This is a genomic window from Bacillus sp. MYb78 (assembly GCF_002975115.1).
Lineage (GTDB): Bacteria > Bacillota > Bacilli > Bacillales > Bacillaceae_G > Bacillus_A > Bacillus_A cereus.
Map to the genome: position 1 here is coordinate 647696 of NZ_PCOB01000001.1, position 22593 is coordinate 670288.

A 22593-nucleotide genomic window follows, 5' to 3' on the forward strand; every position below is an offset into this window, starting at 1 on the left:
TTACATCCAAACGTTATTATGGATTAGAGAGATTTCACAGTAGTGAAATAATTAGGGTGGTACCGCGGTCCATTCGTCCCTATAGTTTTTGGGATGAATGGGCTTTTTTGTTTGCCTTCTCTTCCCCCCATCACGCATTCAATTTTAGGAGGAATTACTTATGTCAGTTATCTTTTCTGGTATTCAGCCAAGTGGAACGATTACACTTGGAAACTATTTAGGAGCAATGAAGCAGTTTACAGAGCTTCAAAATGAACACGACTGTTATTTCTGTATTGTAAACCAACATGCGATTACAGTACCTCAAGATCCCGTACAACTTCGTAAAAACATCCGCAGTCTTGCTGCACTTTATGTGGCATGTGGCATTGACCCTGAAAAAGCTACTTTATTTGTACAATCAGAAGTACCAGCACACGCTCAACTAGGTTGGATCATGCAATCTGTTGCTTACGTTGGAGAATTAGAGCGTATGACGCAATATAAAGATAAAGCTTCTGGTAGAGATTCAGTTCCAGCTGGATTACTTACGTATCCACCATTAATGGCTGCTGATATTTTACTTTACAATACTGAAATCGTGCCGGTTGGTGATGATCAAAAGCAACATATCGAATTAACACGTGACCTAGCAGAGCGTTTCAACAAACGTTACCGTGAAATCTTTACAATGCCTGAAATTCGTATTCCAAAAGTAGGAGCTCGCGTTATGTCATTAACAGAACCTACGAAAAAAATGAGCAAATCTGATCCGAATCCAAAATCAATGATCAGTATGCTTGATGAGCCAAAAACAATTGAAAAGAAAATTAAGAGTGCTGTTACTGACTCTGAAGGTATTGTGAAATTTGATAAAGAAAACAAACCTGGTATCTCTAACTTATTAACAATCTACTCTTCATTCTCTGGAAAAACAGTTGAAGAAATTGAAGCAATGTACGAAGGAAAAGGATACGGCGACTTCAAAGGCGACCTAGCGCAAGTAGTCGTAGAAGCAATTCGTCCAATCCAAGACAAATATAACGAACTTATCAGCTCACCAGAACTAGACGAAATTCTAGACAAAGGTGCAGAAAAAGCAAACCGCGTTGCATTCAAACAACTACGCAAAGTAGAAAATGCAATGGGGTTAAGTAGAAAACGTAGGTAACATATAAAGCGGAGGCGGCTCGTTTAGAATGTTCGCTGGAGCTTGATTTCTACAAAATTAAAAAAACCGCCAATTGGCGGTTTTTTAATTTACCTTTTGCTCATTTTCCATTTCCCATAACTTTTCAAAAAATGGCTGTCCTTTTACGAGACGCTCGCATAATTGTTCATGTTTCTCAGACCAGCCAGCTTTCGCTTCATCATACAGTCTAGCCCAAATATCCTCGAACTCCATATGTTGAACCGTTCCATATGCTGATGGATCCCACTCAGTGTACCAATAGCGAATCTCCGCTGTATTTTTAGTTGTATGTAATTGATCTAACGCCATAAATAATAATTGTTTCAGCTGTCTTTCTTTACGAGTCAAGCCATTCATAATGAAAGGCGATGGTGATAAAATGTGGTGTTCTTTTTCTGTTTCTTCTACTTGGAACTCATACTTTTCTGCTTGTACGTTTTCTACCATCTCATATACCATCTGCTCTTGGCGTGGTATAAGTCTGCTTTTGCGAATTGGTACATTGTAACCAATTGTGTCAATCGCAATAATTCCTTTTCCATCTGTAACAACAAAGCAATACTCTTGCTGCAAACGTTCATGATTTTTACGAATATAAGCCTTATGATGTACGTCTTCCAGCATTTTTTGCGGAAGCTCTAACAATTCGTTCTCGATGTAATGATATAATGTGGCATCTACTTTTAATAATGGCACTTGATCTAATAGCTCAATCGTATCATCTTTCCGCCATTCGTAAAAATGACAAACGTTATACCCATTCTCTTCACCTTCAAACCAATTTACCCATACATCATGTAGATATAACATTCACTACCCCTCACTTCACTACTGTTTGTACCAATCATTATGTTCATTTTTGCTTAACTTTATTCCACTTGAGGAAATATATTCTAATTATTATTTTTTCTTCTATTAATACTAAAAAAAACAGGAAATAGAGCCCCTGTTTTTTTATATATGAAATGTATTTGCTTTATTCAATATTTCTTTTGCATCTATAGATAATAAAGAAAGTGTATCTTCTCCTTCCAAAGTTACACAATCTTTGACAATATGAAATCCAAGCGCATAGCCAAGCATCTTCGGATAAGAGTGAAAGCCATTTAATAAGATGTCATGTTCCCTTGTTCCTCGTTTTATACTTATTCTTTCATGTACAACATTTTTCCAATAATAAATAGCCTCTTCTTTTGAAAGATACTTCGTCCACGGTGCATTATTTTTTTCTGTATACCTTTCTGTTACTGCTTGCTCAGCTAGCCCTTCCATAATCATTGTATCAAGTAATGTATATTCTGTTTCTTTCGTCTCAATTTGATGTAACCTGCATATGTGATGGTATTCATGCGCCAATAACACTTTTAATTCTTCTACCGAATTCCGTCCACATACGAATAAGAAAATAACATGACGCATAGATAATCCAGCCCTACCGTTATACTCTTCTTGCACAGTTCGATTATAGGAATCTGATAATAAAATAAAGACAGGGACATCCGGACCTTTCAACCAATTTTTCAATTTATCATACTCCAGGCTCAACTCTTTCCAAATTTCCTTTTCCTCTAATTCTTTAATTTCCTTTTCCCCGCGCATGATCGGGCGATACATCCCTTTTGAAATTAAAAAGCGATACAACCTTTCTTTTGGCAACGGAATATACTTCGTAAATTTCTCACAAAGTTTTTCTGGCCGTCCATAATATAAATGTAGCCATTCAGCTGTTTCAACAATCCCCATCTTTATCCCTCCTTTTTCTTATGTATATGCTACAGGAGAAAAAGACGTAAAAATAAATAAGGAGTTTTTTCGCAATATAATGCGGAAAAACTCCTTATTTTATCTATTATTTATACGATTTAAATACTAACACTGCGTTATGACCACCGAATCCTAATGAGTTACTTAATACTGCGTTTACTTCTTGGTGTCTCGCTTGATTCGGTACGTAATCTAAGTCACATTCTGGATCTGGTGTCTCATAGTTAATTGTTGGAGGAATTACTCCGTCTGTAATTGATTTAATAGAGAAAATCGCTTCAACAGCACCAGCTGCTCCTAATAAGTGACCTGTCATTGATTTCGTTGAGCTAATTGCTACTTTATACGCGTGCTCACCGAAAGTTTCTTTAATTGCCATCGTTTCATATTTTTCATTCGCATCCGTACTTGTACCATGCGCATTAATGTAATCAATATCTTCTGGCTGTAGGCCTGCATCAGCTAAAGCTTGACGCATTGCACGCACTCCGCCTTCACCACCAGGAGCAGGCATTGTAATATGGAATGCATCACCAGTTGCACCGTAACCAGCGATTTCCGCGTAAATGTGAGCACCACGAGCTAATGCGTGCTCTAATTCTTCAAGAATTAAAATACCTGAACCTTCACCCATTACGAAACCGCTACGGTTTTTATCAAACGGACGGCAAGCCGTTGCTGGGTCTTCATTAAATGTTAATGCTTTCGCTGAGCTAAATCCTGCGAATGCCATACTTGTTAGCGGCGCTTCTGCTCCGCCTGTAATCATTGCATCAGCATCACCACGCTGAATTGCTTTAAATGCATCACCAATTGAGTTTGCACCAGATGCACAAGCCGTTACAGAACAAGTGTTAATTCCTTTTGCTCCTGTTGCGATTGATACTTGACCTGCTGCCATATCTGGAATCATCATCGGCACGAAGAATGGGCTCACGCGGCGCGGGCCTTTCTCAGTAAAAATCTTAAATTGTTCTTCGTATGTTTCCATACCGCCAATACCAGATCCAATCCATACACCAATTCGAGGTCCATTTTCTTCTGTAATTTCAAGCTTTGCATCTGCAACTGCCATTTTCGCTGCTGCTACTGCATATTGTGTAAAGCGGTCCATACGGCGCGCTTCTTTTTTATCAATATATTTCTCGACTTCAAAGTCGTTAATTTCCGCTGCTACTTTTGCTGGAAATAGTTCTGGATCAATTCTTGTAAGTCGCCCGATTCCAGATACACCCTTTTTAATGTTTTCCCATGCTGTTTCAACATCTGTTCCGACCGGTGTAACAGCTCCTAGTCCTGTAATTACGACCCTCTTTTTTTCCATACAAAATACACTCCTTTTTTTCTCTCAGTCCTTATTTACCCCAACGAAGAGCGACTGCTCCCCATGTTAATCCGCCGCCAAAACCAACAAGTATAATTAAATCACCATCTTGAATACGTCCATTTTGCAATTCCTCTACCATTGCAATTGGAATTGAAGAAGCTGATGTATTACCAAACTTTTCAATTGTCATACTCATTTTTTCTTGTGGTAAATTTAACCTCTCTCTTGCAGATTCCATAATACGAATATTCGCTTGATGCGGTACTAAGAAATCCACATCCTCTTTTGTAAGACCAGCCTTATCCAGCACGCGAAGACAAGATTCACCAAGTTGACGAACGGCAAATTTAAAGACTTCTCTGCCATTCATCATAACATACTCGTCTTGATATAGATGCTTACCGCCGCTTCCGTCTGCTCCTAATTCGAAAGATAGAACGCCTCTTCCTTCTGAAACTGCTCCCATTACGATAGCACCGGCTCCGTCTCCAAATAATACCGCTGTATTTCGATCATTCCAGTCTACAATTTTAGATAGCTTATCACTACCAACTACTAATACGTTTTTATAAGTCCCCGTTTGAATAAATTGCTGCGCTGTAATCATTCCGTACATAAAACCAGCGCATGCTGCACCTACATCCATTGCAGCTGCATGTTTCGCTCCAATCGCTTCTTGAATGACACAAGCTACTGCTGGAAACGCACGATCTGGTGTTACTGTCGCCACTAAAATAAGATCGATATCTTCTCCGCTAACCCCTGCATCTTCAAGTGCTTTTTTTGCAGCCTCTACGGCCATATATGAAGTATCTATTGTATCATCGGCAATGCGTCTTTCTGCAATTCCCGTTCTCGTACGAATCCATTCATCGGATGTATCCATTATTTTTTCTAAATCGTGATTTGTGACTACTTTTTCTGGCACATATCTTCCGATCCCTAAAATGCCCACGTTCACATCGCAGCCCTCCGTTTTATATCAATTATTATGACTTGGTACTAATTTTAAAACATAAATGTATTTTTGTCTAGAATATATTTCGCATAAAACAGAAAGCTAACGCATTATCCACTTTATTTTTCATTAAAAGAAACAGAATCATACCTTTTCGTGTTTCATTCCAAATAAAAAGGCCCGAACCGCTTCTACTCACGATTCGAGCCTCTCCTCCATCAAAAATGAAGGATTTTATTCTTTATCTGCTTTCCCAAGCTCATAAGCTTCGTTCATAACTTTCATTAACAACTCTAACACCGGCTGTGCTTTCTCCATATCAAGTGCAATTCCATTATCATCTAAAATTGCCTTTGCTTCCGGTAAATGCTTCATTGCGATTTGTAAAAACTGCATGCTTTTTTCGTTCATATTATACTCTTCCTCTCCATTAAAACTTTCACATACAATAGTGTAACACGCGTGCTACTCTTCGTATAACTCTTTATATTTTTTCATGTGTGCCAGTTGCTTATTTAAACCGTATTCTAACGGGGTATTTCTTTTTATCGAAATTACCTCGATAGCCTCATCTCTTATTTCATTATTATTTTTATTTACTTTATCATCCGCGCGTAAAAGATTCATACCTTTTTCCCATAATGACTGTTTACCACTAAGTAAATTGTATATACCAAGATGCGCCCCGTTCGTTCCATTTTCCCATAAGTATTCACATACATCTTCAATGTAAAGTAAATCACTTCCTTTTTCCTCACTCGTACAACGGCACTCTTTCTCGTCTAATTCTGATAAAATGAGCTGATGATACATCATAAAGGATGGTTGCCACGGTCCATATAATGTAGGAACTCGAAATACACTATATTTTAAATTCCCTTTTTTCAACCCTTCTTCTACTTTCAAAAATAGTCGCTTATTTTCGGATTCACCTGTACTACTTACTTCAATAGAAGAAATTAAATTTAACTTCACTTTTTGTTCTTCACACATTCTTATAATTCGCTTTAAATATTGTAATATGACTCTTTCATTCCGAAATCCACATTGCTGATTTGGCTCATATAAGCAAAAGTAGACAGTATCGAATCTCTCTTCCTCTACCGATCTCCATCCATCTTCATCTCTTATCGAATAATACGTAAATAACGCATTTCGCCCAATTAACAATAACTTCTCTTCATTAATTTTGGTCATACTATCGAATTCATCAAAATCAAGACCATACACTTCTACTTCTTCTGCGATCATTTTATTCACAAGGTGATAACCTACAAACGTAAGTGCACCTATTATCAGCACGCGTTCCATACCACCAACCCTTTCCCTTTGAAACAAATAGCTCCTCATTTATGTATATGGGAGCTTCACAATTCTTCTTCATATTTTTTAAAGAAATCGGTCGTTTGCCTAACCATTTTATATTTCACATCTTGCAGATGGAATAAGACAGAAGTATCACATTGATTTAATTGCCTCATTTTCTCATATCTCCGCAACTGCTGTTTTCTTCCTCTTTTTTCTTGTGTTGATACGAAAATTTTAACAGGTACACAAGATGGAAGAAGCGTAAATGATTTCTTATTTATTTTTAAATCTAATTCTTCTTCTTTGGCATCATACGCCAAACTTAATTCCTTCACGAGTCTCTTGTAAAAAAACTTATGCTCTTTCTCAAAACCCACATATTCTGGTAAATCTAAACACGGATTTAACATAACAACAGAACGAATACATTCAGGATATTTGTTCATCATTTCAAGTGCCACAAGCGCTCCCATACCATCTGCCATAATGTGCATCTTCGCATTTAACGTCTCTTTTCTCAAAACAACATCATATAAACGTTTTGCCAGACGAACAGATTGATCGTTCCCCCAATGTCTTCCGTATAAATTAGAGGAAAAGACCGTGTAGCCTTGCTCAATAAGACCATGTAAGAAATAAGATTTACCCGCATGTTGTGTCCATAAACTTGTACCATTCTCAATAAAGTAGTTATAATCACCGAGGAGCATAACAGAAAATCCATTTGGCTTCTCCGGTAAATAAATGACACATGGTTCTTTTTCTAAGTAAAAAAAACGTTCCGTAATACTCATTTTTCCCCCGCCTTATTTTCTAAACATATAAAACCACTCTTTTATAATGTATGAACGGAATGCAAATTTGCGTTGAAAAATCTACAAATATTTTTCTATATTCTTTTTTCAATTGTGTTACAATAAGGACAGATTGAACGAATAGAGGTGTAAAATATGCGTTTCATTTGGGCATTAATTTGGTCGTTCTTACTTGTACATATGATGAGCTACGTAATTGGCTCTATGACTGGCGGTACATACGACTTTAACCAAGCGTCTATTTTCTCAGTTGTTCTTGCTGTATTAGTACTCGCAATTTCAGCTGCAATTCCAAACGAGCCAGTAGAACAACACTAAAAAAAGAGTCCGGATTTTATCCGAACTCTTTTTTATTTTCATTTCACATGAACGACTAATTCGTTATTTTCTACATCAACAACTACGTGACTATTGTCTGTAATTGTTCCTGCAATTAATTCTCTTGCTAATTTCGTTTCCACTTGACGTTGTACGTATCGTTTTAATGGACGAGCTCCGTACATTGGGTCGAAACCAGCTTCTACAACAAATTCTTTTGCTGCATCTGTTAATTCTACTGTAATGTGACGTTCAGCTAGACGGCCTTGTAGTTCTTTTACAATTTTATCAACAATGCCTTTAATTTCATTCGTTGTAAGAGGTTTGAATAAAATAATTTCATCAACACGGTTTAAAAATTCAGGGCGGAAATGTCCTCTTAATTGCCCCATTACAAGGTCTCTTGATTCCTCTTTAATCGAACCATCTTCTTCTAATCCCTCTAGTAAATGAGCAGATCCAATATTTGAAGTCATAATAATAACTGTGTTTTTAAAGTCTACTGTTCTTCCTTGTGAATCTGTAATACGTCCATCATCTAACATTTGTAATAAAATGTTGAATACTTCTGGATGTGCTTTTTCGATTTCGTCTAACAAAATAACTGAATACGGTTTACGTCTTACCGCTTCTGTTAATTGACCGCCCTCTTCATACCCTACATATCCAGGAGGCGCACCAATTAAGCGTGACACAGCGTGTTTCTCCATATACTCAGACATGTCAATACGAATCATTTGCTCTTCACTATCGAATAAAGACTGCGCTAACGTTTTTGCAAGTTCTGTTTTACCAACACCCGTAGGGCCTAAGAAAATGAAGGAACCAATTGGACGATTCGGGTCTTTAATACCAGCGCGTGCACGAAGAACCGCGTCTGATACTAGGCTTACTGCTTCCTCTTGTCCGATGACACGCTCTGATAAGATTTGCTCTAAGCGTAGTAATTTCTCACGTTCGCCTTCAACAAGTTTAGCAACAGGAATACCAGTCCAGCGTGAAACAATATCTGCAATTTCTTCTTCACTTACTTCCTCACGTAATAAACGATTTTCTTGTTTATTATGCGCGCCCATTTCTTCCGCTTCTTTTAATTCTTTTTCGATTGCAGGAATTTTCCCGTGACGAAGTTCGGCTGCTTTATTTAAATCGTAATTACCTTCTGCTTCTTCTAATTCACGGCGCAGACGTTCTAAATGTTCACGTAAGTCACGAACTTTGTGAATGTCTTCTTTTTCTTTCTCCCATTTCGCTCTCATACCACTTGCAACTTCTTTTAAATCCGATAATTCACGTTGCAATGTTTTTAGACGCTCTTGGCTACCACGATCCGTTTCTTTTCCAAGAGCCGCTTCTTCAATTTCCAGCTGCATAATACGACGCGTTACTTCATCTAATTCTGTAGGCATAGAATCAATTTCTGTACGAATTGTTGCGCACGCTTCATCAACAAGGTCAATCGCTTTATCCGGTAAGAAGCGATCTGAAATATATCGATCTGATAAAACTGACGCTGCTACAATCGCACGGTCATGAATATTTACACCGTGATAAATTTCAAAGCGTTCTTTTAATCCACGTAATATGGAAATCGTATCTTCAACAGTTGGTTCTTCTGCTAATACTTGTTGGAAACGTCTTTCTAGTGCTGGATCTTTTTCAATATATTTACGATATTCATCTAATGTTGTCGCCCCGATACAATGCAGTTCACCACGAGCAAGCATCGGTTTTAACATATTTCCTGCATCCATCGCACCTTCTGTTTTACCAGCTCCAACGATTGTATGAAGTTCATCAATGAATAATAAAATGCGTCCTTCACTCTTTTTAATTTCATTTAATACAGCTTGCAGACGCTCTTCGAACTCACCACGGAATTTCGCACCTGCTACGAGCGCACTCATATCTAACGCAAAAATCGTTCTATCTTTCAATCCTTCAGGTACATCCTTTTTCACAATACGCTGTGCTAATCCTTCAACGATTGCTGTTTTACCAACACCTGGCTCACCAATTAAAACAGGATTGTTTTTCGTTTTACGTGAAAGAATGCGGATAACGCGTCGAATTTCACTATCTCGGCCGATAACAGGATCAATTTTCCCAGCTCTCACTTCTGCCACTAAATCACGGCCATATTTTTCTAACGCTTCATAAGTTGCTTCTGGATTTTGACTAGTCACTCTTTGATTCCCCCGAACTGTCATTAAAGACTGTAATAAGTTATCTTTCGTAATATGCAATCTTGCAAATAATTGATTTATATCGCCTTTTTCTTCGGAAAAAGCAAGCAATACATGTTCGACTGAAATGTAATCATCCTGCAGTTTTTCTGCTTCTTTCCCTGCTCTTACAAGCAATTGTTGCAGAGCGCTCGTTACATACAATTTTCCAACCTCTGCACCGCTCCCTGTTACAGAAGGTTTCTTTTTAATTAAGCTTTCAGCGCTTTGCTTTAATGCTTCTATATCAACATTCATTTTTTGAAATATACGTACTGCTAATCCATCTTGCTCTTCTAATAATGCAAGTAATAGATGAACAGTATCCACCTCTTGGTGATGATGAGATACCGCTAAAGATTGGGCACTCATAATCGCCTCTTGTGTTTTTGTTGTCATTTGATTTAAGTCCATCTTTACAGCCCTCCAAAAGTTTGACTTTCTTTGACCTTTGATTTGATTATACGCCAACTGACTTTTTTATACAATAATTTTGCCTATGTATTTTCAAACTTATTATTGGAAAAAGAAAAAGGAAGCATTCATTATACTGTTTTAAAAATATGGTAAATGAAATTATAATGTGTAATGACAAAAAAGCCGCAATAACGATTGCGGCTTCTGTTACGGTTTTCTTTTATATGTCCACTGACGGTTATGATTCGTGTTATCCGGAAACTTTTCACCGGCAGTTAATTGTACCATTTGCGGATTTTTCACCATACTTCCCGTTTCACCAATTTCTACATAAATACCATCATTCGGCGCTTTTTGTCCAGAACGAAACCTGCGATTTTGTCCCATTTTCATTCTCCTTCCATGACGTCTTTGCCTCATTAGTATATCCATTTTAAAAGAAAGGTTTTCTGTCATGTTTAGGAAACAGTACTACATCTCGTCCTTGTACATATATATGAATGATACAAGCGTAAGCAGGGATTTCTTTCCTACTTGTAGAAAAAAAAAGAAACCAACCTACTCTAGGCTAGTTTCAAAGGAGAGTCAAACATATACGAGAAGATTACATGTTCATTATAAGTCTCATCACACGAGCAATGTAACCCTTTTCACAATTTGTACATAATGAAAGAAACATTGTTTGAACTTTCTAAAAAGATGTTGACTTTTCTTAATTTCCAACGATAAATAGTAGACACCGCAGCACTTTGAGACGTAAGATGGATATATAGTGAAATTTCCATCTATGGTGATTTCACCGAGTCTAACCTCTTATTTCTGCATATTAAAAACGGAAATACAGATAGATACAAAAAAATTATTATAAGAGGTGAAATTATGAACAAACAACACTTAATCGCATTAGACTTAGACGGTACTTTATTAACAGACAACAAAATAATTTCCACTCGAACGAAACATACAATTGCAAAAGCAAAGGAACAGGGACATATTGTTGTTATTTCAACAGGACGTCCATTCCGTGCTAGTTATGATTACTATAAAGAACTTGCTCTTAACACACCTATCGTAAACTTTAACGGTGCTTACGTACATCATCCTCTTGATTCAAGCTGGGGAATACACCACTCTCCTCTTGAGCTAGCAACAGCGCAAGAAATTGTACGAGCTTGCTTTGATTTCGGCGTAAAAAATATATACGCGGAAGTAATGGACGATGTGTATGTTCGTGAAATTGATGAAGATAAAAAACATATTTTTGAATTCGGCTCTCCTAAGATTTTTACGGGAGATTTATTAAATATTTTAAACGATCATCCAACTTGCTTATTAATTGATGCACATGACGAGCATTCCACTGCAATTCGTCAACATTTAACGGATATGCACGCGGAAGTAATCGATCATAGAAAATGGGGCGCACCTTGGCCGATTATTGAGATTGTGAAAAGCGGATTAAATAAAGCGGTTGGATTACAAAAAATTTCTAGTCATTACAACATTCCACAAGAGCGAATTATCGCTTTCGGTGACGAAGATAATGATTTTGAAATGATTGAATTTGCTGGTCACGGCATCGCAATGGGGAATGCCATCCCTGAATTAAAATCACTCGCAAACCATACGACGTTAACGAACGAAGAAGATGGTATTGCTTTATATTTAGAAGAGGTTCTTGGGTTGTAATCTAAAAATTCCCTACTTATAGTTTCCTGCCAAATGTCCATACTATAAGTAGACGCAAGAGACATCGCGTCGATTGTTTTCAGCTAAATAAAGGGGGTTTTTCGAATGGGTAAAAAGAACAAATCAAAGCGTTTTATCCAACAAGGAGCCGATGCTGTTATGAAGCATGATGCAAGATTCCCGTACAGAGGTACATTAGCTGAGGCAGAAAAGGCAAGAAGTAACTCTTCTTTTGGAGGGGTTTAAATGGGGAACTTACTATTCCAACAAGCTAGAGATGCTGTTGAAAATGCCGTATCTTGTTCAAGTGGTACTGAGCAACAAGATCTCGTCTATAGAGCAAAAAATGCTTTGCAATCCGCTTACGCAAACTCTTCAACTGCTGAAAAAGTTCAGCTCCGTGAAATGCAAGAGCAATTGCAAAACATTACGAATGTACATTAAAAAAGAGGACCAACTTTGGTCCTCTTTAATCTTTCCGAAACAATCCGAACACCCCAACTGTTTGCAGTATATTTGTAAATGCACTTGGGTCCACTTGTTTAATAATCCTCTCCAATTCGTATAACTCGTAACGGGTAATAACCATCATTAACATTTCTTTATTTTCATTCGTATAAGCACCTGTTGCTGGTATCGTTGTAATTCCTCTTACTAATCGCGAGTGAATCGCCTTTCTTACGTCCGCCCCATTCTTCGTAACAATTAATGCTGTAATCTTTACATGACGAGTATGAATTGCATCAATAATTCTCGTTGATACATATAAAGTCACTAACGTATATAACGCTTTTTCCCATCCATATACATAGCCAGCAGCGATAATGATAATTGCATTAAAAAAGAAAAAGTATGTACCGACAGGCTTATCTTTTATTTTTGATAAAATCATGGCGATAATATCTAATCCACCTGTAGAAGCACCCCACTTTAAAGCAATCCCTACTCCAATTGCCGAAATAATCCCGCCAAAAATCGCATTTAATATGATATCATTCGAAACCGCTCTAACAGGGATGATTTCTAGAAACAAAGTCATAAATATAACACAAAGAAAACTAAAAAGGGTGAAGGCCTTTCCAACCTTTTTCCACGCTAAAATAACGACAGGAATATTAAATAAGCTAAACAATACTCCCGTAGATATGTGAATCGATAAAAAATCACCTAATATTTGTGATAATAATTGAGACAATCCAGCAAAGCCGCTCGCATACACTTTCGCTGGCGTTAAAAATAAATTCATCCCAATCGCGTTTAATAAACCTGCGATGATTACAACGATTAACTTCTTTATAAGTTCAGTATAATTCAACTTCAAATCCATTTCGAATCCACCTTTGCCCTTCATAAATGCACCGCTATACATAGTCTTTACGAAAAAGGAAATGATAAACGTACAACGTTTAGAAATGGAGTTGATACATATGCCACATACGAGTGATAACGACAAAAAAGCACGCGATAATAATGCAAAACGCACACAAAAAAATGAGCAAGAGCAAAAAAATATTCAGCAAGGTAAACGTGCATACTCTAAAAAGACCGATCACCTTTGATTCCATCGTACATCAACAATTATGTTGATGTACTTTTTTACATTTTAAAGGAAAAAACATTAAAAATTCACTTCATGTTCACTTCTATATTCTACAATAGCGATAACATATTCGGATGAGGTGTTGGCATGAGAGGGAAACATATTTTCATTATTACTGCACTAATAAGTATATTGATGCTATCTGCTTGCGGACAAAAAAACGGATCAGCTACAGTCGCCACAGCAACAGACTCGACTGTTACGAAGGACGACTTCGAAAAACAATTGAAAGATCGTTACGGAAAAGACATGCTATACGAAATGATGGCACAAGACGTCATCACAAAAAAATATAAAGTACCTGATGAAGAGGTAAATAAAGAAATAGAAAAAGTAAAAAAACAATATGGAGATCAATTCAAAAAAGTATTAGAAAACAATCGTTTAAAAGATGAAGAGGATTTCAAAAATCAAATTAAGTTCAAACTTGCTATGAATGAAGCGATTAAGAAAAGCATTACAGAAAAAGACGTAAAAGATCACTATAAGCCAGAAATTAAAGCGAGTCACATTTTAGTAAGTGACGAAAATGAAGCGAAAGAAATAAAGAGTAAATTAGATGCTGGTGCTTCATTTGAAGAATTAGCAAAACAAGAATCACAAGATCTACTATCAAAAGATAAAGGTGGAGACCTTGGATACTTCAATTCAGGTACAATGGCTCCTGAATTCGAAACCGCTGCCTACAAACTAAATGTTGGACAAATTAGCAATCCCGTAAAATCATCAAACGGTTATCACGTTATTAAATTAACTGATAAAAAAGATCTAAAACCTTACGATGAGGTAAAAAACTCTATTCGCAAAAACTTAGAGGAAGAACGTACTGCTGATCCTGCATTCAGCCAAAAATTATTACAAGAGGAATTAAAAAAGGCGAATATTAAAATAAACGATAGTGATTTGAAAGATACATTTACTCTTGTTTCACCGCAAGGAAATTAAAAAAGCACAACCTTATCTTTTTACATAAGGTTGTGCTTTTTAATCTTCTATCTTATTTCTTAAAGTAAGTCCAACCTTCTTCTTGGTAAACTTTTTCTTCTTTCATCAATTTACCAAGTGCGCGCTTAAATGCAGCTTTACTCATGTTAAAGCGTTCTTTAATATCTTCCGGATGGCTCTTATCCCAAAACGGCATTGCTCCGCCTCGTTCTTCCATATATGCATAAATTACTGCCGCATCGTCTTCCATTCCTTCTTCTTTACGAGGAAGAAGTGAAATGTTAATTGTACCATCATCTTTCACGTCAATAATACGGCCCGTTACACGCTCACCGATGCGGACTTGTTCTTTTCTTTCTGTATGGTGTAAGAAAGCACGGAAATGCTCATCAGTTAGTATGAATGAACCAACTTGAAGCGAACGATATACACGTCCATTTACGTTTTTATTACGCATAGATGGCGTTGCATCTACGATAATTTCTTGCATATCACTGTCTCTTGCCGGAAGAGCAATTAAACGATCACGATTCGTTAATTTTAACGTACAATATAATTCGTCGCCTACTTCTGGCCATACCGGCATATAAATTGGGAACTCATCAGCTGGAATTAGTATATCTTTTGACACACCAATATCAACAAACACACCTAAACTAGGAATAACTTCTACAACCTTTACCCAGTTCCAATCATACGTTGTAATAATCGGTTCCTTCATTGTTGCTGAAATACGATTTTGGTGATCAAGGTATAAAAATACATCAATCGTATCGCCTTCTTCAATTTCTCCAGCTACTTCGTTTTTATGTAGGAAAATTTCTTCTTCTTCATTCCCAACCATATATCCGATTTCCGTTTCGCGTAAAACAGTTACCTGTTCAATCGATCCTATTTGCAAATACATATTTTTTTAATTCCCTTCTATATATATAAAATTATCTTTTTTATCATTCCAAACAAAAGTTAATTATAACATGATTTTTCCTGTATTTGTCCAACTGCCCAAAATTCACTATAATAAAATGAGGTTCCATGAATATAAGTACAAAAACACTTAAGTCTAGACTCGTTTTCAGCTATACTTTAGTATGTACAGTACATAACAAGATTAGAAATTTATTTGGAGGTGCTAACTATGGCAAAAGATAGTTCTTTTGACATCGTTTCGAAAGTAGAATTACCTGAAGTAACAAACGCAATTAATATCGCATTAAAAGAAATCCAAAACCGATATGACTTTAAAGGAAGTAAAAGTGATATTAAATTAGAAAAAGAAGTACTAGTTTTAACTTCTGACGACGAGTTCAAATTAGACCAAGTAAAAGACGTTTTAATTTCTAAACTTGTAAAACGTAACGTTCCAATTAAGAACTTAGATTACGGAAAAGTTGAAGCTGCAACTGGCAACACTGTTCGCCAACGTGCAACACTTCAACAAGGTATCGATAAAGATAACGCTAAAAAAATTAACAACATCATTAAAGAAATGAAATTAAAAGTAAAAACACAAGTACAAGACGATCAAGTACGTGTTACAGCGAAAAGCCGTGATGACTTACAAGCCGTAATCGCAGCTGTTCGTAGCGCTGATTTACCAATCGACGTACAGTTCATTAACTACCGCTAAAAAGAAAACTCCTCTTAATTAGAGGAGTTTTCTTTTTGTCTTGTAGAGACAATATTACAAGAACAAACCATAGAAAAAAGGGTATGTGCGGTAAAAATCGCTAAGTAAATTGAAAATAAGGAAAAGACACCTTAAGACGTTTTCCCTTCGATTTGAATTACTTTTCTTAGCAATTACATCCTAGGCCAAAGTCATCTTAAAAATTGCTATAACTCATAATTCCTCTCCTCGCCGAAACGTAACAATTTATGAGTATAAGAATATTTTCCAACCTTTAATGTAATGTAAAATTAATAAGTATTTTAAAAAATGTTAATTAAAAAAGAGTTAGAAGTGGTTATTTGAAGAAATTAATATTATGGTTTTTATTGGCCACATTCTCCCTAAATACTGTAGGATGTTCTAATAATACGAATACACTAACGGATAAGTCTAACTGTATCAACAAAGCTTGGTACAAAAAAATATGTCATGTAATCATTTAAAAAAACATTAAATAGTTAATGATAAAGGTCATAAAAAAAAGACACCTCAAAGTGCCTTCCTCCGACTTGAATCATCTCAATCTTAACAATATTTGGATGTGATTAAAAAGAAGCATAAATTGTTAATAAAGATGCAGACTTCAAAATAAAAAGTACACTAAGTAAACTCTTATTCAAAAATTTATATTAAACACTAATATTTTAGAAGCAAGTTTATAAGTGTAAAACCTACAGGGATTTCCCCTGTAGGTTTTATTATATTTCAAGTGATTTCCAAATGTATTATGAGTGGCTTTTTTCAGTTTGGTTTTCAAAATATTTTTCTTTAACCATTTTTATCAGATTTTCTTTTTCTGTTAGTTCAAATATAAATAATGCTTTTTTCATGTTATTTGCAATATCTTCTTCATTCTGTTGTTTAAATCTTAATAAATTCCATCCTTTTAAATAGTAAAGTTCACCTAATAAGTATAGAGTATTTAGATTAATAGCTAATTTGATGCCCTTATCAATGTATTTTACCGCTTCTTCATATTGATAGGTCATACCTAAACATTTCGCTAAATTAAAAATGATTTTTAATTTAATCGCTTTATCTCTCGGAAAATCTAACTTATTAAAATTAGTTAAACATCTTCCTAATATAGTAATACTTTTATCATATTCTTTATTTTCCGCATAAAATATAGACATTGTCTGCATAATATCTATTTCTCTTTCTGATAAAAAATCAACATTGGTTAAAGTTAGTTTTAATGCATTATTTAAAAGCTTTAAAGCAGTTTTTATGGATCTGTTCACCTCAAATACAGCAATTGCTTCATGCCATAGGAGAAATTGTTTATCTTCTTTTGCCTGAAAATTTTTTTCATCTTTCTCTTTTTTCACGATTTCATAAAGTTCTTTATATTGTTTTTGCTTTAAGCAATCTTTTATTACACATTTTACATTTTCTACATATTTTAACTTTTTGTTTTGAGTTAATGCAAATATATTATTTGGGTCAATACCAAGTCTTTCTGATAATTGATATAACAATATACTAGATGGATAAATCATACCTTTTTCTATTTTGCTAATTTGACTTTGCGAACATATTCCATGACATAATTCGGATTGTGATATATTTTTTTTAATTCTAAGCTCTTTAATGGTAATACCCAAATCGTAAAATTCCATTTTCCCACCTACTATTTAGTACTATATTAGTATAAGAGTATTCTCTAACTTTTAATGTAATGTAAAATTAATATAGTTGCAATTATTGTTTGTTTCAAAGGTCTTTCTCTATCCGTATTGACACAAAAACAGGCTAGGAAGAAGACTTTCTCCCTAACCTGGCCCCACCGAACAAACTTACAAATCCAATAAGAAGACATGAATATAGAGTGCGTAACTTCTCATCTCATCTACGTTTCCTTTTAACTGCAATTAAAAACGCAATAAATAATACATTCACACCAACGATTAAGGAGATAAATAACCAATTCACACCTGTTTCTCCGTTAACTTTATACACGTTTGATTCTTCACGCTTTAAAACGAGATAAAATTCCCCATTTTCCTCTCTTATAATTTCATCCTCTAACAATCCTCTTAACTCTTGTTTTTCACCAATCGTACTTGCAGGTAAGGAGACTTTTTGTGTTTCTTTCGTATTATTAATTGCTACTAAAGTTACTTCATTTTTATATTTTCGTTTTAGTATGCTCATCCCGCTCTTATCATACAGTAGCTCAAACGTACCGCGTCGTAAAGACGGTCTAGCCTGTCTAAGTTCACCTAGTTTTGTTATGTGCTGCATAAATTTTTCGTCTGACTTAAAATCCATTAATCGTCTATTATCAGGTACACTTCCTCCATCTAATGCAATTTCAGTTCCGTAATAAAAATTCGGAATTCCAGGTGATGTTAACAAATATGTAAGCGCCAGTTTTAAACGTGATGGCGGATAATACATATTTTCTTTTGCAATACGCGCATATCTTTTTGTTTCTTGATCATCTAAAAACGTAACAAATTCCCCTTCTTTTTTACTCACATCGTATAACGATTTCACCGATACATCCGCTTTGGAAAACGATTCTACTATTTTTTCGTTGTATTCACTATCCTCCTTTGTCATAATACGAAAATCTTTCTTTATCACTTGCATATCTTTTTGCGCGTTATCCCAAAAGGAACGCGGCTTTTTTTCACTATGTATAACATAACTTCCATCTAAATCAACTTCTTTTATCCACCATTTCATTGCATCAATTACCTGTTGTTCGTTTTCTCCAAGCGGAAATTGAAATACAACTTTCATTCCTTTTGCATGAGCTTCTCTTACAAGTTCTTTCACATCATTGTCTGCCCCGAAATGTTCATTTACCTTTTTAAAATTTCGCACGTCTACTCCATCGTACTTTCCACTTTCAAAAAGCGGCGAAAGCATAACGGTAGTAAAACCCATTTCTTTTATGTAATCCAACCTTTTTATAATTCCTCTTATATCCCCACCTTGATACCCTTCTAAATTACCAACTTCTAACTGTTTGTCATTTTTCGGTTCTCCATTATTGAAGCGATCAATCATAATGGAATAGATAACTTCGTCTCGCCACTCTCTTTTTTCGTCTGCAAAAGTATGTATTGGTACAAACAAAACAACAGCTAAGCAAAAACAAATTAATAGTTTCCTAGTCCGTATTTTTCCCACACGCATCCCCCAAGTTTTTTAATTGTAAGAATATTATACCAATTTTCCGAATGAAACGCATATGTCGATTTCAACCCTCACAAAATAATACATGTTAGGTTTTCTAACATCACGTATATATTTTTCTGAATTTTTAGTTGATTTTTAGTTCAATTTCAAATATGATATGAAACATAACAAAATGATGTTATTTTTTCTAACATTATAGGAGGGAAAATCATGAATATGGGAGATACGGTTTTTATGTTTGTGACGACAGTAATGGTCATGTTGATGACACCAGGATTGGCACTTTTTTATGGAGGTATGGTTCGCAGCAAAAATGTACTCAGTACAACGATGCATAGTTATAGCGCAATGGCTATCGTTTCGATTCAATGGATTGTTATCGGCTATTCTTTATCATTCGGACCAGATTGGCACGGGATTATCGGTACACTTGATTGGTTCGGTCTAAACGGAGTTACCTACGCACCAAATCCAGACTACTCATCTACTATTCCTCACAATTTATTCATGATGTTTCAACTCATGTTCGCCATTTTAACTCCAGCTTTAATTTCAGGTGCATTCGCTGAAAGAATGCGATTTTCTGCCTTTCTTATTTTTATCCTTCTATGGACAACGATCGTTTACAATCCTGTCGCTCATTGGGTATGGGGCGTCGGCGGGTGGCTAAGGGAACTTGGGGCACTAGACTTCGCTGGCGGAAACGTCGTTCACATCACTTCCGGAGTTGCTGGTCTTGTATTAGCTATTTTCCTTGGAAAACGAAAAAACATAAATGGTTCTTCTCCTCACCATTTGCCATTTACAATGTTAGGCGCAGGCTTATTATGGTTTGGCTGGTTCGGTTTTAACGTCGGCAGCGCATTATCCTTAAACGACGTAGCTTTAACTGCATTTATTAATACAAATATAGCCGCTGCTGCCTCCGCTCTAACTTGGATGCTTTCTGAATGGTTCTTCCAATCAAAACCGACTGCGATGGGAGCTGCTTGCGGAGTTGTTTCTGGTCTAGTCGCTATTACACCAGCTTGCGGGTTCGTTACACCTTTCTCCGCTCTTCTTATCGGAGCAATTGGTGGTATATTATGCTTTGGCGCCGTTTTCTTCTTAAAAACAAAATTCGGGTATGACGATACACTTGATGCCTTTGGATGCCACGGCATCGGAGGAACTTGGGGCGGTATTGCAACAGGACTATTTGCAACCACTACCATAAACGGAGATGGTGCAAACGGATTATTTTACGGAAATGCCGCTTTACTGTTTAAACAACTGGTAGCAATTGGAGCAACATATGCATTCACAATAATAATGACTTATGCCATTATTAAAGTTATTAACTTCTTCCTCCCTGTTCGGGTAGATGAGCACGAGGAACATATGGGACTTGATATTTCGATGCATGGTGAGAAAGCTTATGAACATGCAGAGCGAGCAAACTAAAAAAGAGATGCAATCTATTAGTAATAGATTGCATCTCTTTTTTGCGCACCGGGCAACATACCCCACCTAGTATGACTGGAAATATATTAACGGTTTTTTGGATATATCAATGATTTTTCAAATATATCGATTGTTTCTTTCAATATATCAACGTTTCGACACAAGATATCGATTTACCAACAAATTCCGACATAACGAAACTGAAGAATACCCGCGTGTAACTTTACACATAAAAAAGACGACCGTTTCATAACAGTCGTCTTTTCCTATTTATTTCGGAGCATTTCCTACATATTGCGTAATATCAACATTTAATGCCTGCGCTAAACGCATACCGTATTCTTGATCTGCACGGAAGAAGTTACAAACAGCTAATAATTTTGTGCGTTCATTTACGTCTTTTAGATCATTTGTTAAGTTTGCAATTAAGTTATCTTGCTCTTCTTTAGAGAATGAACGGTAACGCTCGCCTGCTTGTTTGAAGTCATTTGGTTTCTCGATTTTTTCACGAGATACATAGCCTTCTACTTTCATAGTTGAATCGCGGTAAGCTTTGTCTTCAACCGGATTCTCTGCATGACGGCTCGGTTCGTAGTTGATTGTAGATGGGTTTTGATTTACTTGCATCGCACCATCACGTTGTTGATTATGAACAGCTGCGTATGGGCAGTTTACAGGAATTTTTAAGTAATTTGCACCAAGACGATAACGCTGTGTATCTGGGTAAGAGAATAAACGACCTTGTAATAATTTATCTTCCGATGGCTCAATACCATTTACAGTTGCACTTGGAGAGAACGCTACTTGTTCTACTTCTGCAAAGAAATTTTTCGGATTACGATTTAACGTCATCGTCCCTACTTCCATTAATGGGAAGCGATCTTCTGGCCATACTTTCGTTGGATCTAATGGATCAAAGTCTAAAGAGTCCATTTCATCTAATTGCATAACTTGTACGTGTAAATCCCATTTCGGGTGATTTCCTTTTTCGATTGCGTCGAACAAGTCACGAGTTGCATGATTGAAGTCTTTCCCTTGTACTTCTTGCACTTCTTTCGCATTTAAGTTACGTACACCTTGCTGTGGTTTCCAGTGGTATTTAATATAAACAATTTTACCTTCTTCATTAATCCATTTAAATGAATGGACGCCGAAACCTTCCATTTCACGATAACTTGCTGGTGTACCGTAATCAGAAAATACCCATGTCATCATGTGTGTAGATTCTGGAGTTAACGTCATGAAATCCCAGTAACGATCTGGCGTTTGAATATTCGTATCAGGTGCTGGTTTTAAAGAATGTACCATATCAGGGAATTTAATTGCATCACGAATGAAGAAAACCGGTAAATGATTACCTACGATATCGTAGTTTCCTTCTTCTGTATAAAATTTAACAGCGAACCCACGTGGGTCACGTGCTGTTTCAGGAGAACCTTGACCATGAATAACCGTTGAAAAACGAACAAATACAGGCGTTTCAGTTCCTTCATTTTGTAAAAATGCCGCTTTCGTATATTGCTTCATACTATTTTTCGTTACGAATACACCGTGAGCACCTGCACCACGTGCATGCACAACACGCTCCGGAATACGTTCACGATCAAAGTGCGCAAGTTTTTCTACTAAATGATAGTCTTCTAATAATACTGGTCCACGACGACCAGCTGTACGAGAATTTTGGTTATCTCCAACTGGAGCACCTTGGTTTGTTGTTAAGCGATTATTTGGATTCATCTAGGGGGATCCTCCTCTTTCTTTCATAGTAATTATTATTTATTTAAAATC

Annotated in this window: 23 protein-coding genes and 1 other annotated feature (1 of these 24 running past the window's edge); of the genes, 9 read left to right on the forward strand and 14 right to left on the reverse strand. The window is 36.2% G+C overall.

Features of this window, described 5'->3' with window-relative positions; all coding sequences use genetic code 11:
- Nucleotides 1-84 (forward strand) — a binding site (T-box leader); it begins 133 nt to the left of the window's first position.
- A gap of 76 nt (nucleotides 85-160) precedes the next feature.
- On the forward strand, nucleotides 161-1150 hold the full coding sequence (trpS, locus tag CQ064_RS03525; RefSeq protein ID WP_000110990.1) for a tryptophan--tRNA ligase: 990 nt from the start codon (nucleotides 161-163) through the stop codon (nucleotides 1148-1150).
- An 84-nt stretch (nucleotides 1151-1234) separates the two neighbouring features.
- Here trpS and CQ064_RS03530 read toward each other — a convergent pair whose 3' ends face one another.
- The 7 genes from CQ064_RS03530 to CQ064_RS03560 all read right to left on the reverse strand — a co-directional run bounded on the left by CQ064_RS03530 (nucleotide 1235) and on the right by CQ064_RS03560 (nucleotide 7322).
- Complete coding sequence (locus CQ064_RS03530) at nucleotides 1235-1981, reverse strand: YjbA family protein (protein WP_000966129.1); 747 nt, start codon at nucleotides 1979-1981, stop codon at nucleotides 1235-1237.
- A 144-nt stretch (nucleotides 1982-2125) separates the two neighbouring features.
- Complete coding sequence (locus CQ064_RS03535) at nucleotides 2126-2914, reverse strand: DUF2268 domain-containing putative Zn-dependent protease (protein ID WP_000513281.1); 789 nt, start codon at nucleotides 2912-2914, stop codon at nucleotides 2126-2128.
- Nucleotides 2915-3020: 106 nt separating this feature from the next.
- Nucleotides 3021-4259, reverse strand: a complete 1239-nt coding sequence (gene fabF / locus CQ064_RS03540; protein WP_000412656.1) for a beta-ketoacyl-ACP synthase II — start codon at nucleotides 4257-4259, stop codon at nucleotides 3021-3023.
- Between the two features lie 31 nt (nucleotides 4260-4290).
- Nucleotides 4291-5223 carry a beta-ketoacyl-ACP synthase III gene (gene fabH, locus CQ064_RS03545; RefSeq protein WP_001100533.1) on the reverse strand — a complete coding sequence of 311 codons (933 nt, stop codon included), beginning with the start codon at nucleotides 5221-5223 and terminating at the stop codon, nucleotides 4291-4293.
- Nucleotides 5224-5454: 231 nt separating this feature from the next.
- A complete protein-coding gene (locus CQ064_RS03550; RefSeq protein ID WP_001986215.1) occupies nucleotides 5455-5631 on the reverse strand; it encodes a ComZ family protein in 177 nt (58 codons plus the stop codon).
- A gap of 54 nt (nucleotides 5632-5685) precedes the next feature.
- Nucleotides 5686-6558, reverse strand: a complete 873-nt coding sequence (locus CQ064_RS03555; RefSeq protein ID WP_000487723.1) for an NAD-dependent epimerase/dehydratase family protein — start codon at nucleotides 6556-6558, stop codon at nucleotides 5686-5688.
- Between the two features lie 29 nt (nucleotides 6559-6587).
- Complete coding sequence (locus tag CQ064_RS03560; RefSeq protein WP_000028688.1) at nucleotides 6588-7322, reverse strand: lipase family protein; 735 nt, start codon at nucleotides 7320-7322, stop codon at nucleotides 6588-6590.
- Between the two features lie 156 nt (nucleotides 7323-7478).
- Between CQ064_RS03560 and CQ064_RS03565 the strand changes: the two genes are divergently transcribed.
- Entirely contained in the window at nucleotides 7479-7661 is a 183-nt protein-coding gene (locus CQ064_RS03565; RefSeq protein ID WP_001211116.1) for a YjzD family protein, read from the forward strand.
- Between the two features lie 38 nt (nucleotides 7662-7699).
- Here the strand turns inward: CQ064_RS03565 and clpB are convergent, their stop codons facing one another.
- The gene (gene clpB / locus CQ064_RS03570) at nucleotides 7700-10300 is read right to left on the reverse strand and encodes an ATP-dependent chaperone ClpB (protein ID WP_000365411.1); all 2601 of its coding nucleotides are present in this window, start codon (nucleotides 10298-10300) and stop codon (nucleotides 7700-7702) included.
- Between the two features lie 210 nt (nucleotides 10301-10510).
- Complete coding sequence (locus CQ064_RS03575) at nucleotides 10511-10690, reverse strand: YjzC family protein (RefSeq protein ID WP_000531422.1); 180 nt, start codon at nucleotides 10688-10690, stop codon at nucleotides 10511-10513.
- Between the two features lie 492 nt (nucleotides 10691-11182).
- On the opposite strand from CQ064_RS03575, the gene CQ064_RS03585 reads away from it, so the two are divergent.
- From CQ064_RS03585 to CQ064_RS03595, 3 genes are all read left to right on the forward strand, one after another.
- Nucleotides 11183-11992 carry a Cof-type HAD-IIB family hydrolase gene (locus CQ064_RS03585; protein WP_001041229.1) on the forward strand — a complete coding sequence of 270 codons (810 nt, stop codon included), beginning with the start codon at nucleotides 11183-11185 and terminating at the stop codon, nucleotides 11990-11992.
- 105 nt (nucleotides 11993-12097) lie between these two features.
- On the forward strand, nucleotides 12098-12238 hold the full coding sequence (locus tag CQ064_RS03590; protein ID WP_000516816.1) for a hypothetical protein: 141 nt from the start codon (nucleotides 12098-12100) through the stop codon (nucleotides 12236-12238).
- Entirely contained in the window at nucleotides 12239-12436 is a 198-nt protein-coding gene (locus CQ064_RS03595; protein WP_000527408.1) for a DUF3813 domain-containing protein, read from the forward strand.
- Nucleotides 12437-12461: 25 nt separating this feature from the next.
- Here the strand turns inward: CQ064_RS03595 and CQ064_RS03600 are convergent, their stop codons facing one another.
- Entirely contained in the window at nucleotides 12462-13319 is an 858-nt protein-coding gene (locus CQ064_RS03600; protein WP_000364446.1) for a YitT family protein, read from the reverse strand.
- 100 nt (nucleotides 13320-13419) lie between these two features.
- Here CQ064_RS03600 and CQ064_RS03605 point away from each other — a divergent pair, with 100 nt between their 5' ends.
- Both CQ064_RS03605 and prsA read left to right on the forward strand, forming a co-directional pair.
- Nucleotides 13420-13551, forward strand: a complete 132-nt coding sequence (locus CQ064_RS03605; RefSeq protein ID WP_001120851.1) for a DUF3941 domain-containing protein — start codon at nucleotides 13420-13422, stop codon at nucleotides 13549-13551.
- Between the two features lie 128 nt (nucleotides 13552-13679).
- Nucleotides 13680-14537 (forward strand): peptidylprolyl isomerase PrsA, encoded by an 858-nt coding sequence (prsA, locus tag CQ064_RS03610; RefSeq protein WP_001214221.1) that lies wholly within the window; start codon nucleotides 13680-13682, stop codon nucleotides 14535-14537.
- Between the two features lie 52 nt (nucleotides 14538-14589).
- On the opposite strand, the gene CQ064_RS03615 is transcribed toward prsA, so the two are convergent.
- On the reverse strand, nucleotides 14590-15444 hold the full coding sequence (locus tag CQ064_RS03615; RefSeq protein ID WP_000281259.1) for a CvfB family protein: 855 nt from the start codon (nucleotides 15442-15444) through the stop codon (nucleotides 14590-14592).
- A gap of 231 nt (nucleotides 15445-15675) precedes the next feature.
- On the opposite strand from CQ064_RS03615, the gene CQ064_RS03620 reads away from it, so the two are divergent.
- A complete protein-coding gene (locus CQ064_RS03620) occupies nucleotides 15676-16167 on the forward strand; it encodes a YajQ family cyclic di-GMP-binding protein (RefSeq protein WP_001040146.1) in 492 nt (163 codons plus the stop codon).
- A 767-nt stretch (nucleotides 16168-16934) separates the two neighbouring features.
- Here the strand turns inward: CQ064_RS03620 and CQ064_RS03630 are convergent.
- Both CQ064_RS03630 and CQ064_RS03635 read right to left on the reverse strand, forming a co-directional pair.
- Nucleotides 16935-17831, reverse strand: a complete 897-nt coding sequence (locus tag CQ064_RS03630) for a helix-turn-helix domain-containing protein (RefSeq protein ID WP_000397875.1) — start codon at nucleotides 17829-17831, stop codon at nucleotides 16935-16937.
- A gap of 226 nt (nucleotides 17832-18057) precedes the next feature.
- Entirely contained in the window at nucleotides 18058-19359 is a 1302-nt protein-coding gene (locus CQ064_RS03635; protein WP_049800791.1) for an alpha-amylase family glycosyl hydrolase, read from the reverse strand.
- A gap of 213 nt (nucleotides 19360-19572) precedes the next feature.
- Between CQ064_RS03635 and CQ064_RS03640 the strand changes: the two genes are divergently transcribed.
- Nucleotides 19573-20805: an ammonium transporter gene (locus tag CQ064_RS03640; RefSeq protein ID WP_001055850.1), complete on the forward strand. Its 1233-nt coding sequence runs from the start codon at nucleotides 19573-19575 to the stop codon at nucleotides 20803-20805.
- 270 nt (nucleotides 20806-21075) lie between these two features.
- On the opposite strand, the gene katB is transcribed toward CQ064_RS03640, so the two are convergent.
- Entirely contained in the window at nucleotides 21076-22542 is a 1467-nt protein-coding gene (gene katB, locus CQ064_RS03645; protein ID WP_001069183.1) for a catalase KatB, read from the reverse strand.
- Nucleotides 22543-22593: the final 51 nt, after the last annotated feature.

Coding starts and splice junctions, on each gene's coding strand:
- trpS (WP_000110990.1), top strand. CDS start 161: ATGTCAGTTATCTTTTCTGGTATTCAGCCAAGTGGAACGATTACACTT.
- CQ064_RS03530 (WP_000966129.1), bottom strand. CDS start 1,981: ATGTTATATCTACATGATGTATGGGTAAATTGGTTTGAAGGTGAAGAG.
- CQ064_RS03535 (WP_000513281.1), bottom strand. CDS start 2,914: ATGGGGATTGTTGAAACAGCTGAATGGCTACATTTATATTATGGACGG.
- fabF (WP_000412656.1), bottom strand. CDS start 4,259: ATGGAAAAAAAGAGGGTCGTAATTACAGGACTAGGAGCTGTTACACCG.
- CQ064_RS03550 (WP_001986215.1), bottom strand. CDS start 5,631: ATGAACGAAAAAAGCATGCAGTTTTTACAAATCGCAATGAAGCATTTA.
- CQ064_RS03560 (WP_000028688.1), bottom strand. CDS start 7,322: ATGAGTATTACGGAACGTTTTTTTTACTTAGAAAAAGAACCATGTGTC.
- CQ064_RS03565 (WP_001211116.1), top strand. CDS start 7,479: ATGCGTTTCATTTGGGCATTAATTTGGTCGTTCTTACTTGTACATATG.
- clpB (WP_000365411.1), bottom strand. CDS start 10,300: ATGGACTTAAATCAAATGACAACAAAAACACAAGAGGCGATTATGAGT.
- CQ064_RS03575 (WP_000531422.1), bottom strand. CDS start 10,690: ATGGGACAAAATCGCAGGTTTCGTTCTGGACAAAAAGCGCCGAATGAT.
- CQ064_RS03585 (WP_001041229.1), top strand. CDS start 11,183: ATGAACAAACAACACTTAATCGCATTAGACTTAGACGGTACTTTATTA.
- CQ064_RS03590 (WP_000516816.1), top strand. CDS start 12,098: ATGGGTAAAAAGAACAAATCAAAGCGTTTTATCCAACAAGGAGCCGAT.
- CQ064_RS03595 (WP_000527408.1), top strand. CDS start 12,239: ATGGGGAACTTACTATTCCAACAAGCTAGAGATGCTGTTGAAAATGCC.
- CQ064_RS03600 (WP_000364446.1), bottom strand. CDS start 13,319: ATGGATTTGAAGTTGAATTATACTGAACTTATAAAGAAGTTAATCGTT.
- CQ064_RS03605 (WP_001120851.1), top strand. CDS start 13,420: ATGCCACATACGAGTGATAACGACAAAAAAGCACGCGATAATAATGCA.
- prsA (WP_001214221.1), top strand. CDS start 13,680: ATGAGAGGGAAACATATTTTCATTATTACTGCACTAATAAGTATATTG.
- CQ064_RS03615 (WP_000281259.1), bottom strand. CDS start 15,444: ATGTATTTGCAAATAGGATCGATTGAACAGGTAACTGTTTTACGCGAA.
- CQ064_RS03620 (WP_001040146.1), top strand. CDS start 15,676: ATGGCAAAAGATAGTTCTTTTGACATCGTTTCGAAAGTAGAATTACCT.
- CQ064_RS03630 (WP_000397875.1), bottom strand. CDS start 17,831: ATGGAATTTTACGATTTGGGTATTACCATTAAAGAGCTTAGAATTAAA.
- CQ064_RS03635 (WP_049800791.1), bottom strand. CDS start 19,359: ATGCGTGTGGGAAAAATACGGACTAGGAAACTATTAATTTGTTTTTGC.
- CQ064_RS03640 (WP_001055850.1), top strand. CDS start 19,573: ATGAATATGGGAGATACGGTTTTTATGTTTGTGACGACAGTAATGGTC.
- katB (WP_001069183.1), bottom strand. CDS start 22,542: ATGAATCCAAATAATCGCTTAACAACAAACCAAGGTGCTCCAGTTGGA.